Annotated in this window: 6 protein-coding genes and 1 pseudogene; 3 read left to right on the plus strand and 4 right to left on the minus strand. The window is 40.8% G+C overall.

Going from position 1 to position 13,509, the window contains the following annotated elements; genetic code table 11:
* Positions 1 to 159 precede the first annotated feature (159 nt).
* Together EJF25_RS20790 and EJF25_RS20795 are read left to right on the plus strand one after the other, a co-directional pair.
* Positions 160 to 4,410: a hypothetical protein gene (locus tag EJF25_RS20790; protein WP_125042557.1), complete on the plus strand. Its 4,251-nt coding sequence runs from the start codon at positions 160 to 162 to the stop codon at positions 4,408 to 4,410.
* 18 nt (positions 4,411 to 4,428) lie between these two features.
* On the plus strand, positions 4,429 to 5,601 hold the full coding sequence (locus EJF25_RS20795) for a FimB/Mfa2 family fimbrial subunit (RefSeq protein ID WP_125042558.1): 1,173 nt from the start codon (positions 4,429 to 4,431) through the stop codon (positions 5,599 to 5,601).
* A gap of 166 nt (positions 5,602 to 5,767) precedes the next feature.
* Here EJF25_RS20795 and purT read toward each other — a convergent pair whose 3' ends face one another.
* The 4 genes from purT to EJF25_RS20815 all read right to left on the minus strand — a co-directional run bounded on the left by purT (position 5,768) and on the right by EJF25_RS20815 (position 10,816).
* The gene (purT, locus tag EJF25_RS20800; RefSeq protein WP_125042559.1) at positions 5,768 to 6,934 is read right to left on the minus strand and encodes a formate-dependent phosphoribosylglycinamide formyltransferase; all 1,167 of its coding nucleotides are present in this window, start codon (positions 6,932 to 6,934) and stop codon (positions 5,768 to 5,770) included.
* 104 nt (positions 6,935 to 7,038) lie between these two features.
* Positions 7,039 to 8,379, minus strand: coding sequence for an acyloxyacyl hydrolase (locus EJF25_RS20805; protein ID WP_200832961.1), 1,341 nt, complete (start codon positions 8,377 to 8,379; stop codon positions 7,039 to 7,041).
* Between the two features lie 19 nt (positions 8,380 to 8,398).
* Complete coding sequence (locus tag EJF25_RS20810) at positions 8,399 to 9,022, minus strand: chloramphenicol acetyltransferase (RefSeq protein ID WP_125042560.1); 624 nt, start codon at positions 9,020 to 9,022, stop codon at positions 8,399 to 8,401.
* A 276-nt stretch (positions 9,023 to 9,298) separates the two neighbouring features.
* Complete coding sequence (locus tag EJF25_RS20815) at positions 9,299 to 10,816, minus strand: DUF4301 family protein (protein WP_125042561.1); 1,518 nt, start codon at positions 10,814 to 10,816, stop codon at positions 9,299 to 9,301.
* Positions 10,817 to 10,922: 106 nt separating this feature from the next.
* Here EJF25_RS20815 and EJF25_RS20820 point away from each other — a divergent pair.
* Positions 10,923 to 13,136: pseudogene (locus tag EJF25_RS20820) on the plus strand (RelA/SpoT family protein).
* The last annotated feature ends 373 nt before the right edge of the window (positions 13,137 to 13,509 follow it).

Raw genomic sequence — 13,509 nt, forward strand, 5'->3', positions numbered from 1 at the left:
GTTTTTATATAAAATGATTTCACCACAGATTATGCAGGTTTTCACAAATTATCAACATTGATAATCAAAGGTTTAGTATTTTTATCTGTGTTTAACTGTGTAATTCGTGGTGATTTCTTTCTAACTCCCCCTTTGTCTCTACTTTAAAAACTTCCTACAATGAAAACAAACCATATCTATCTAACCTGCGCCTTCCTCCTATGCCTTTCTGCTTGCCAGGATGAAGAAATCATATCTGCTCCCGAAGATAACACACAAACGAGAGCTATTACAGCTACTTCCACCTCTACATCCGCCCTTACATCCGCTGATGGAGGTAAAACGTGGATTGCCAGCCGAAGAGTTCCTTTGGTAGGTGAAGGACGTATCGTGGACGATATGTCGAACGCATTGGTAGAAGCTCTTACTGCTAACCAAGGTATCGCTAATATGCTCGATACCGATCTGACGAATTCTGCCTCATTCAACGGAGTAGTAACTGCTAATCTGATAGGTAACCAAATAGCTTCTGTACGCGATGTGAACCGTACTTATGCCGGAGGACAAAGCGCAGGATTTGTCTATTTGCTAGACAACACATCACTACTCACTCTCGACGTACTAAAAAGTTTTTACCTGAAGACTTACCTGAAAGGTGTAGAACAGGAGATGAAGGGAAGCGATACAGAAGCAGTATCAACTCTCCAATTGAACTTAATCAGTGCCGCCAATAACGGAGGCAAGCAAGCTATCTCTATCACTACTAACTTAACCAAACCTTTCGATGAGATTAAAATAGGTATGTACGGAGTTTCAGCTACTGTATTGAATGCCTTAAAGTTATATTATGCTTTTGTTGGAGATAATCCTATACAACCAGCCATCACCACAAATACTTATTTTACAAACAGAGTGTCAGTTCATACCGGTCTGGGATGGACTACAACTCTATATCTCACCCCCGAACAACTTATAAATTCTAATTTAACGGATGGTCTCCCACTGAGTTTGACAGGAGCATTGGCTACGATCAATTTCCAACAAGTAATTCCAGTGGGTGCAGAAGTCGGTTTCAATCTGACCGGCTTTAATCTACTCAATCTTTCTTTACTAAATAACACTACTTTAACCACATATAATGCCAGTAATGTGCAGCAAGAACAAGTTACCATCAACAATATATTAGGAGTTTCGGCAATCAATGGGGGAAGTAGCCAAATCAGCATGATATTAACCAAACCATGTACTCAAGTTAAAATACAATTCAGCGGATTACACGTTGAGTTAGGAGCTACTGTTATTAACTATGCCTATGTTCGTGAAGCAACCACAGTGGATGCAACTAGTTTTTTCTCATTGGGAAATGCCACTATTACCGGCAACTCTTACCAACTGAAAGCACCTACAACCGGAAGCGTGAATTATGTTATCACTTCTTCTCCTGCCGGAACTACACCTATCATCAGCAACAATAAGATTACAGGTATGACCGCCAATGGTAACTACAATGTCACCGGAACTTATACCAGTACGGATGGCACTATCTATACACAAACTGCTGTCATCACCCGCAATGCCAGCCCGGTCGGTGATACGTCTGTTTGCAACAACATGATCACTCTTAACAATAACGGAGCTTCCGTCTATGCCCCTTCAGGTGGGGGATGTCTACTTTGTGTAGGTGAAGGAACAAACTTCACCGGAAAAAATAACCTGATAGACAATAATCCGGATAACTTTATTACTTATCATAATGTAGCCAGCATTGCTGCCAATACCTCCATCGTTGGTATTAAGACAGCTATCGACAAACCAGTGAATTCTGCAAAGAATCAGATACGCACCGGTTTTGTCATCCAGACTTCTACGAATCTACTTAGTGCCAACGTATTGAAATTCTTGATCATACGCCTTTACCGTAACGGTGTGAAAGTGTTTGAAAGTACTGCGGATAATAATAGTGCTATCTCTGTCGGACTGATTGGTGACAACGGAAACAAAGTACGTATCGGGGTCACTACTAACCAGGAATTCGACTCTATCGAACTTTGGACCGGTGGTATCTTAAATCTCAACCTGAGTACTTTCCGAATCTATTATGCTTTCTGGGAAAATGCAAATGCAGGATGTTATAGCGGAAGTGCTGCGAACGCCTGTTTACAGATGATGACTCCTTCTACTTACGGAGCCGGTATCAACTACGCTGCTACACGTAGTACCGCAGCAGTCACAATAGGTACTTCTTTTAATGACTTGGGTAACTTATTAGATGGTGACGTGAATACTTATTCCACTATCACTACTACAAATGTGATTGGAGCAGTTACCGTTGCCGTAAAATTCAATAAAATACAGCAAAAACAACCTGTAGGTTTCATTGTAGTAGATCCTACCGGAATAGCTGATATAGATCTGATTTCATGGATCACTCTTTCTGTATATAATGCCGGAGTTGAAGTGGGAAATACCGGATCAGGCAGTATACTCGGACTTAATGTAATCGGAAGTGGAGGTAAAGAATACGTAGAGACTACTCCTACCACAACTCCTTTCGATGAAGTGCGCATTACCTTTGCAGGTGTAGCAGACGCTCTGAAAACAATTCAGCTAGCAGGGGTATATACCCGTCAAGATAGTAATGGAGATGGTATACCCGACTGTGCTGAAACAAATGGCAGTGGTGAAACGATAGACTTTATAAATGTAACGGATCATTTGTGTCAAGGCTCTCCCATCGTTATCAATGTGAATGGAGGTACAAACGGGAATAACTACCTGTTACGATTCTACAACGTTGCCAAAAACAATGAAGTTACGAACCAAACCGTAACACTCACCAATCAGACATTTACTATTCCTAACAAGCCTTCGGGCGATTATTATATAGCCATCTATGATGCAGCCGGAACAATTCTCTATTATAACGGTATCCACTCAACGGTTCACCCGACTCGTACTACCTGGAAAACAAATGCCACTACTACGAACTGGAACACATGGACTAATTGGAGCGACGGAAGTCCATGGAAATGTACAGACGTCATTATTCCTTCCAACTGTGCCCTCTACCCTGTCTTGGTGAATGGAGATTCGAATTATTGTAATAATCTCCATTTCGAACCGAATGCAGAGATAGTAAATACACACTATCTTACCTATTCGCAAGCATGGGTGGAACTGGCATTGCAAGCTGGGCGTTATTATATGTTATCTACACCATTGAAAGATACATTCACCGGAGATATGTTTATACCTGCCTCAATGAATGGTACGCAAAGCAATGATTACTTTACAACATTAGATGCAACATCTTCTCCTGAGAATCGTTTTAGCCCGCGTGTCTACCAACGTCTCTGGAGTCATGATGCACCAGGACAGAAGATCAAGGGTGGAACTCTTACACAAGTCACAGTGACACCGGATAAGACGAACTGGACACCTCCTTTCAATGCTTTGAATCAAAATTATTCAATAGGAATGGGATTTTCTTTGTTGGCAAGCAAAGAATCAGTGGCAAGTAACACCCTTACTTTCCGGTTCCCGAAAGTACATACGAGTTTCAAATATTACAATACTTCAGGACAGGGTACGTCTTATAGTGAGAGTATTACACGGACACTGCCCGGAAGATTTATACATGAGAACAGTAATGGAACTACTTCCTTCCCTATTACAATAAATGCAACTAACAAGATTGCAGGTAATACATTTCTGATAGGCAATCCGTTTATGACTCATATCCGTATTAGTCAGTTTATGACGGATAATCCTCTGGTTACTTCGGTCAAAGTATATGATGGTAATAGTAATAACTCTGTTATCAAAGCCGACGGGACACTGCTGACCAATGGAAGTAATTTTGCATACATTGCGCCTATGCAATCCTTCTTTGTTACAGTAAATGCTGCCTCTATCAGTTTGCCTGTGAAATTCACCGAAACTGCTTTGACACAAGCTGCCGGTTCATCTGGAATGTTGAGAAGCGCACGCGCCATAGGTTCTTCACGTGCTTCGACATCCGGACATCCCGCTCTGCTCCTGACAGCAAGTGTTGGCAATACGTCTTCTCAATGTCTGCTACGCCTTTCTCCTTCAGCAACAGTAGGTTATCGTTCCAGTGAAGATTCTGAACTTTTGTTGGACAACGAAATGCCACCTGTCATCGCTCTATTCAGTATAGCCGATGAGAAAGCACTAGACATACAGCAATTGAATGATGCAGAACGTATTCCTTTGGGATTCAGCTTAAGTAATCCTGCAAGAGTACGATTGAAGTTGTCGCATGACGGAGGAGATGCATGGAGCCATTGGACATTGGTGGATACAGAGAAAGGAATACACATGCCATTGACACAGTCAGAAACGGTACTGGATGTCGGTATACTTTCTACTCATGTGGGACGTTTCTATCTGGAAAAGAGTAATAAATAACTAAATCCGATAAATAATATGATCACTCTATTTAATATAGTTATAGTCAAGACACAGACAATCAAACGTAGATATGGTTGGTTTCTTATCGCAGCGTTAGTAATGGCTTCTTGTCAGCAGGATGAGTCTATTGACGAGCTTATATCCGGCGGATCATCAGATTCGGATGATGTTACTCTCTCTTTCAGTGTAGCCGGAGAATTATCGCCCCGAACCAATTTACCCGGTTCGGATAATATGCAGCACGTAACTTCTGTTAGGCTTTATATCTTTAATGGCACAAGTGATAATGCGCCATGTATAGCTTCCGAAGATATCGGTTGGTCCGCTTATTTTGGTAATAATCCGCCAACAGTTACCGCTACTATGAAATATCATGTGAAATACAAAGGGTTTGTAAAAGGAAACCCTTATACGTTTCTGGCTGTTGGATTGGACGATAAGTCCGGTAGTACTTATGGCTTTCCCAATGCAATACAGGTAGGAAGTACTGTATTATCGGGAGCAATCGCTACTCTTGCAGGAACTGAAGCCTCTACGTGGACTTCAATACGTCAATCTGAACTTTTTGCAGGGTCTACGGTACTCACTCCAGGTACTATTCCAATTCAAGGTAATGTAAACCTTTGGCGAAGAGTAGCCGGAGTGATGGGATGGTTTACTAACATTCCCACACAAATTGGCGGGACAACAGTTACTGCTATTCGGATTACTTTATATACCCAGCAAAACAAAAGTGTCCCACTGTTGCAACGTAGCCAAACTCCCGTATTTGCTGATTATATTAATAGTCCGCTAACTACTACGGGAGGTAATGTATTGGTAAATATAGTAGTACCTGCCGGAGTTCTACCTGTCACTGTTTTATCCCAAGGGGCCTATGTACTTCCGGTTCCTGCCCCTGCTCCAGGCGGTGCTAATTATACATTAAAAGTAGAATTGACAGATGCAAGTGGAAATGTGCTTCGCTCTACACGTGTCACTTTATCGGATGCTGACGATTCCAATTCTTCCGGTGGTGGCGGTACAGGTATCATCGATCCGGACGGTGCTTTCCATTTTCCGATTTTAGCTAATAGGTTCTATGGAGTCGGGACTAAACAGCTCCCGATCAATCTCGGCGGTACTATATTAAGAAGCACCATATCTGCAAATAACAAATCAGCTTGGGAAGATCTGAGAGAAAAATAAGAATTAAAGTAACAAAGCTATCGGTATTCAGTCAGCAACCATCTATGAGTGGTTAAGAAGAATTGCCCTGTCACTCAAAAATAGTAGCAGGGCAATCACTATATATATTCATCAAAAAACGATCTCAAAGCTTGATGATTTATCTTTAAAAACAGCAAACCTGTTCTTAATAAACTTCTGCTTTCGCAGCAATCCGCTTAGCTTTATCACGCAAAACATCCAAATCCGAATCTAAAGGAGCATAACAAAGCACTACTCCCATACGGCGATTTACACGAGTATATGGTTTTCCGAATATACGGAGATAAGTATCTTCTTCTTTCGTTACTTCTTCTAATCCGCGATATTGAGGACGTTCCTGACTGGCAATCGGCGACAAAATTACTGCACTTGCTCCGATACGTTCCTGTTTGATATTCGGAATGGGAAGTCCGAGTACAGCACGCAGATGAAGTTCAAATTCGTTCAGATTCTGCGTTCCGGCCAAAGTCACCATACCGGTATCATGCGGACGAGGAGAAAGTTCAGAGAAATAAACTCCGTTTTCATGACTCAGGAAGAATTCTACTCCCCATAATCCGGCTCCTGTCAAAGCACGAGTTACTTTTTCCGCCATTTCTTCGGCTTCTTTCAAATGTGCAGGATCGATGTGTGCAGGTTGGAAGCTTTCACGATAGTCACCACCTTTCTGTACATGTCCAATAGGAGGACAGAACAAGGTAGGACCGTTCTTCTGAGTAACAGTCAACAACGTAATTTCACTGTCAAAGTTAATAAACTCTTCAATAATCAATTCGCGGATGTCACCACGACTACCACTACATCCGTATTCCCAAGCATGTTCAAGCTCGTCAGCACTCTTTACCAACGATTGTCCTTTACCGGAAGAAGACATCAAAGGCTTAACCACACAAGGAAAACCGACTTTTGTTGCAGCTTCTTTCAGCTCTTCCAATGTTTTAGCATAGAAATATTTAGCTGTTTTCAGTCCGAGTTCTTTAGCAGCCAAGTCACGAATGGCTTTACGATTCATGGTAAAGTTTACGGCACGAGCACTAGGAACAACCTGAATGCCATCTTTTTCAAAATCATACAGACGTTCTGTGCGGATGGCTTCAATCTCCGGTACAATAATATCGGGCTGATGTTTCTTTACGACACGTTCCAACTCCTCACCATTCAGCATGTCAAAGACCTCACATTCGTCGGCTACCTGCATAGCAGGTGCTCCAGCGTACGAATCACAAGCAATGATGTGTTGCCCTTTACGTTGAGCAGAGATTACAAACTCTTTTCCTAGTTCTCCGGAACCGAGTAACAGTATTTTCTTCATTATTCTGAGTGTTTTATATTAGTGCTACAAAATTAGTATATTTCGATGAGATTATTTCCTTTTACCGTTAAAAACAGCATTTCCCAATATATTGCCAAATCTCCTTAATGACGTACTTTGGGATATTTATTATGGAAACGGAAACCCAATCCCAACATCAGATAATTAGGTGTCTGGAAATCCTGAAGATTATAGCCGATATGAAGGAAAGAACTACGGGTAATAGCTATCTTCAAAGCCAACATCTGATATAGTCCTCTCAGGTCTCCTCTCCCAAGAACATTCGTGCCCAAACCGATACCGATTGTAAAGTATGGCATTACATACTCAAATCTTCCCGAAACTCCCAAAGCAAGCTGCTGATGAATTCCCGGTTTATAAAATCGACGGGGAGAAGCACTGCCTCCATATTCCACAATGACATCTTTTGTATATACATTTGCACTGCCATCATATACTCCATCTAAAGATACTCCAGTACGGAATTTATAACTAACATTATACATCGGGGCAAAATTAAATCCGGCTACGGGATAAACACCCGGAGAAGCAATTTGCCTATCTTCGCCCAGATATACTCCTTTCCGACGCCACGAACCAAATAAAACCAGATCATAACTAATGTGACGCGGGAATCTGGCAATAGATGGCTTCGACAATGATTGAGTAAGATCTGCTTCTTCTCTGTTAAAGTTATAAACAAGTCCGATTTTAGCTCCTGTCGTATTGATACCGGCATTCGGAAATTTAGTATTACCGTTAGAGAAATGAGTAAAATCTCCTCCAATAGTCAGGTCAAAATAACGGGAAAGCGTCCAGTTAAAATAGATACCTGCATTAATGTAGGCATTCATCCGGGAACCGACTGCTCCATTATAGAAATTGTAATTATTATCATAAGGTTGCCAGCCGGTAGATAGTCCGAAATTCCATTCATAATTAAGAGAAAGCTTGGGAGTAATGCGTGCAATCCGCGCACCCTGAAACAAGTAAAATGTGATGGGATCTCCAAGTTGTTTCTTATCGCCGAAAGAATAGTAAGCTACTCCCAAACCTTGATAAGCCCCTCCATAGATGTGATCGGCACAAGTATTGGGACGAAACTGGAAAGAGTATTTCAAATGGGCGGCAATAGAACTTTGTATAGGTTTCCAACGTTCATTTTCTCCTTCTAAGAAAGGATTGGTCGGGATAACATACGAAGGACGCGCTTCTATCCCCAAACGATGGATAAAGTTTTTACCTTTCGAATGTCCCCAACATACAAAAGAACACCCACTTCCATTGTGAGAAGATTCCGAACATACATTAGAATATTCTGAATGTACGGGAGATTCAGGCAAACTATCATGAAAAACTTCGTTCCCCAACAAAGCAGTCCCCGGTAAAAAACAAAGTATAGAACAAAGGGTAATGCCCTTCCAACTTGACATTTTGTGTCTCATCTAGTTTAATCTTGAGAGTTTACAAATCGAGAATCTCAACAAATCGTGCAATATGATAGCCATCCATCAACCCATGATGGCAAGTAACAGAAATTGGCAACATCAGTCTTTCTCCTTGCCGAAAGTACTTTCCGGTAGATATTTTTGGAACACTATCTCCCGAACGCATATTGGTAGGATGCTTCATATCCGTAAAAATAAGCCAAGGGACAGCAGAATAATGAATAGCATTCGGATGAAATGTACCGTCCTTATTGAGTCCTGTAGTCTGTTGTAATCGCTCCATCTCAGCTTTTGCCTTACGGATAAAGGTTTGTTCATCCACATCATACTCAAAGGAAGCGAAAGAAAATGTATGGTCGGCACGACCTACCGTTGCTTCTGGAACAAGACTATCATAACACACTACCTGGTCTCCTTCAATACGATAACGAAATTCTTCTACTTTATAGGCAGCCGTTATAATTCGATGCAGAATTAACAAAGAAAAGGAAACACCCTTGTTTTTCGCCTCTTGATAAGAACGGGTGCAATCAACATTAACGGTCACTCCGAAAAAGGGATCATCGAAAGCACTGAAGTGCTCAAAATGTTCTTTTCTATTCCAAGTCGAAATATCAATGATCTTTTCTATCTGATTCATCCTATAATACTCTTTTTAATATGCTGATGTCGTTGAATATTCACTAATTTAAGTTTCATAAGTTGCTCTATATGTCATTCAGCCTGTCGAAGAATCTCCTCTCTTATAAATGATTTCTCTCTGCATTCAAAGAAAAGAGATCCTTTACGGAGTTCAGGACAACAGATACTTTTGCTAATATACAGTTATATATTACAGTTTATCAATGGCTTATATAACTTGTAAAACTTGAGTAAACAAATTTAGCAGGGGTACTTACTCTCCTTATTATTCATTTTATTGATGTTGTTCGCGTAACAGATCATTGACTGTTTTTACCGGATTAAAGGTAGAAAGAGGTACTTCTACAAATACGGTATTCCAATCGCTCATCGCACCATTCCACAAACCGGGAAGTTCAAGGGCTTTCAACTCTTTACCATTCTTTGATTTATAAGAGATAAAACCTGTAGCTTTGTCTACATACTTCACCAAATCGAATTTATGTCCTTTGTAATCACGAACGGCACATACCAAATCTACCGGATTGAAGTGTGTACCCTTCTCGAACATCTCCTTCTTCTGAGGATCGTCCATATCAATTTGAGAACTTTCAAGGATTTGAAGGGAGATTGTACCGTCGCTGTTATATGCAAGGAATGGACCACCACCCGGTTCGCCTACGTTCTTCACCATACCACAGACGCGCATCGGACGGTTCAGTTTCTCTTTCAGATAGATAGCCAATTCCGAATCTTCAAGGTTCTTCACTTCCGGATTCTTGCAGAAAAGTTTCTTTTGTAGGAATTGAAGAATTTCCACTACCTGTTCATGGGTATATTTACCACTATCGAGTAATTCGAGATATTTGAAAGTTTGTTTTTGAAGAGTAACCAAAACACCGGCAATCAACTTCTTGTAAGTCACTGTATCGGCTTTCAGTTTATCGGGAACAACATTGTCGATATTCTTAATAAAAATGATATCTGCATCCAAATCGTTGAGGTTTTCAATCAATGCACCATGCCCCCCCGGACGGAACAACAGTTTGTCTTTGTCACGAAAAGGTTGGTTTTCCATATCGGCGGCGATAGTATCTGTAGAAGGTTTCTGTTCGGAGAAAGTAATGTAATAATCCACTCCGTAACGTTTCGCAAATTCATCAGCTTTTTCGTCTACCAGCATTTTGAAAAGTTCGCGGTGTTCAGCAGATACGGTAAAGTGCACATTGACCTTACCACTCTTTCCGGCTGCGTACATGGCTCCTTCGGCAAGGTGTTCTTCCAACGGAGTACGTGCACCTTCAGGATATTTATGAAATTTGAGCAGCCCTTTAGGTAATGCACCGTAATTCAATCCGGATACCTCAAGCAAAGCAGTCACAATTGGCTTATACTCTCCAGCTTCCAGTAAAGCCGGGATATCTTTTCCAGCTGTACGCTGACAGGCTACATTCAGATCGTCGTAAAAAGCGAAGTTCTTAATATCGTTAAAGAAAGTTTGTTCAAACTTAGTAGTAGGTTCGTCATAGTCGGCAGACAAAAACTCAAAAAGATTCTTGAACATACGGCTTGCTGCACCCGAAGCCGGAACAAACTTCACAATCGTCTTATCTGTATTCTTATATTCGTCCCAGGCTGACAAATATTTCTTTTGCTCTTCTGCGTCGGGAACTAGTATACCTTTCTCAATGGAAGCTGCTGCATCCAATTTCAAATACGGGAAACCTTTCCGAAAGCAAGCCAGTTGCTCGGCTATCTGCGCTTCTGTGATACCTTTCTTGACTAGCAACTCTTTGTCCTGTGTCGTTATCATAATACCTAATTTTATTAATTGATGCCCAAAAATACAAAATGTTATTTACTTCTTACCGATTAACCAATAAAAAAACTAATTTTACGTCGAATTAACAGGATTGAATATGAACGACTTTTTTACACCAGAGGAAAAAAGGAGCTTTTTTCACTCTATAAACAATTGATGCAATCTGCCGGAGATAGTATTTTCTGGAAGGATTGTCAAAAACTAAAAAAACATCTTATCAAAGCGGCTCAATGTAACGGGTTGCAACGCAATAACTTCGGGATGAATCCCATTATCAGAGATTTACAAACTGCAGTCATCGTAGCAGAAGAAATCGGCATGAAAGGTTCGTGCCTGATTGGTATCATGCTTCACGAAATTGTAAAAAGTAATATTCTGACGTTGGAAGAGATCAATGCGGAATATGGAGAAGATGTAGGAAGTATCATCAAAGGACTGGTGAAAACAAACGAGCTTTATTCCAAAAGTCCGGCTATTGAATCAGAGAATTTCCGTAATCTCCTCCTTTCTTTTGCAGAAGATATGCGCGTGATTCTTATCATGATTGCAGATCGTGTGAATATCATGCGCCAGATTAAAGATTCGAAAAATGAGGACGACCGTATCAAGGTGGCCAATGAAGCAGCATACCTGTATGCTCCCTTAGCCCATAAACTCGGACTGTATAAGCTGAAATCTGAACTGGAGGATTTGTCATTGAAATATACGGAACGGGATACTTACTATTTCATCAAGGAAAAGTTGAACGAGACGAAGTCTTCACGTGATAGATACATTGCTTCTTTCATCGAACCGATTAAAAAAGGTATCAGCGGCAGGACTGAACTTTGAAATCAAAGGAAGAACGAAATCAATTCATTCCATCTGGCACAAGATTCAAAAGCAGAAGACTCCTTTTGAGGGGATTTACGACTTGTTTGCTATTCGTATTATTCTGGATTCAGAACCAGACCCGGCGAAAGAGAAACAGGAATGTTGGCAAGTATATTCCATTGTCACGGATATGTATCAACCAAACCCGAAACGTCTGCGCGACTGGCTTTCTATTCCAAAAAGTAATGGTTATGAATCATTGCACATCACCGTTATGGGACCTGAAGGGAAATGGGTGGAAGTACAAATCCGTACTCGCCGAATGGACGAGATTGCAGAACGGGGACTTGCTGCACACTGGAGATACAAAGGTATCAAGGGTGAGACTGGTCTGGATGAATGGCTGACTTCTGTAAGGGAAGCTTTGGAGAATGCCGACAATGACTCTTTGAAAGTAATGGACCAATTCAAAATGGATCTTTACGAGGACGAAGTATTTGTATTTACACCCAAAGGTGACTTATTCAAGCTTGCCAAAGGAGCTACGGTACTCGATTTTGCTTTCCACATCCATAGTAAACTGGGCTGTAAATGTATTGGTGCAAAGGTAAATGGTAAAAATGTTCAGTTAAAGCAAAAGCTGAATAGTGGTGATCAGGTAGAGATAATGACTTCAAATACCCAAACGCCCAAACAAGGTTGGCTGACGATTGTAACTACTTCCAAAGCACGTACCAAGATACGTCAGGCACTCAAAGAAATGGTAGCACGCCAGCATGCCTTCGCCAAAGAAACGTTGGAACGTAAATTCAAGAATCGTAAAATGGAATACGATGAGGCAACTATGATGCGCCTTATCAAACGGTTAGGTTTCAAAAATGTGACGGATTTCTATCAGCAGATAGCGGATGAGACTCTGGATATTAATGAGATTCTTGATAAGTACATTGAACAACAAAAACGGGATAATGATACACATGATGATATCGTTTACCGCAGTGCCGAGGGTTATAACCTACAAACGGCTCAGGAAGAAACGACTTCAAAAGAAGATGTGCTTGTCATCGATCAGAATCTGAAAGGACTTGAATTTAAATTGGCGAAATGCTGTAATCCTATTTATGGGGATGATGTATTCGGTTTTGTGACTGTATCGGGAGGTATTAAAATCCACCGTTCAGATTGTCCGAATGCAACGCAAATGCGGGAACGCTTCGGATACAGGATTGTGAAAGCTCGTTGGGCTGGTAAATCGGTAGGAACACAATATCCTATTACGTTACGTGTTGTGGGGCATGATGATATTGGTATTGTCACAAACATTACTTCTATCATTTCCAAAGAAAATGGTATCAGCTTACGTTCGATTGGTATTGACTCGAATGACGGACTGTTTTCCGGAAATCTTACGGTTATGGTAAGTGACACCGGACGTCTGGAAACACTTATCAAGAAATTACGGACTGTAAAAGGAGTAAAGCAAGTAAGTAGAAACTAAATCTATAGAAGTTAAATCCGGAAGCTTATTATCTATATTTGTGCCACTACGTTGGCACAGTTGTGACTTAGTATTGGCACAGCTGTGACACTGTGGTGGCACAAGTGTGCCAATAGGATGGCAATAGGTTGGCACAACTGTATTCTTGTCGTTTCCTATACTTAATTGTAAGTCTCCTTATATTTAATGAATAAAAAAGATTCGGTTGTCTGCATCCACTCTTATTCTTTGCATAGTTTGACAACATATTCAAGGTAGTAACATAAGTTAATCTCCTCCTTCTATCTTACTTTCATCTTTTTATAATAAGGGTTGTTATTAGAATGAAAACAATAATGCTATTGCAGCAAAACTTGCCCGATAAAAAGCATTT

Source organism: Bacteroides faecalis (genome assembly GCF_003865075.1).
In the GTDB taxonomy this organism is placed as follows: domain Bacteria; phylum Bacteroidota; class Bacteroidia; order Bacteroidales; family Bacteroidaceae; genus Bacteroides; species Bacteroides faecalis.

Coding starts and splice junctions, on each gene's coding strand:
- EJF25_RS20790 (WP_125042557.1), top strand. CDS start 160: ATGAAAACAAACCATATCTATCTAACCTGCGCCTTCCTCCTATGCCTT.
- EJF25_RS20795 (WP_125042558.1), top strand. CDS start 4,429: ATGATCACTCTATTTAATATAGTTATAGTCAAGACACAGACAATCAAA.
- purT (WP_125042559.1), bottom strand. CDS start 6,934: ATGAAGAAAATACTGTTACTCGGTTCCGGAGAACTAGGAAAAGAGTTT.
- EJF25_RS20805 (WP_200832961.1), bottom strand. CDS start 8,379: ATGAGACACAAAATGTCAAGTTGGAAGGGCATTACCCTTTGTTCTATA.
- EJF25_RS20810 (WP_125042560.1), bottom strand. CDS start 9,022: ATGAATCAGATAGAAAAGATCATTGATATTTCGACTTGGAATAGAAAA.
- EJF25_RS20815 (WP_125042561.1), bottom strand. CDS start 10,816: ATGATAACGACACAGGACAAAGAGTTGCTAGTCAAGAAAGGTATCACA.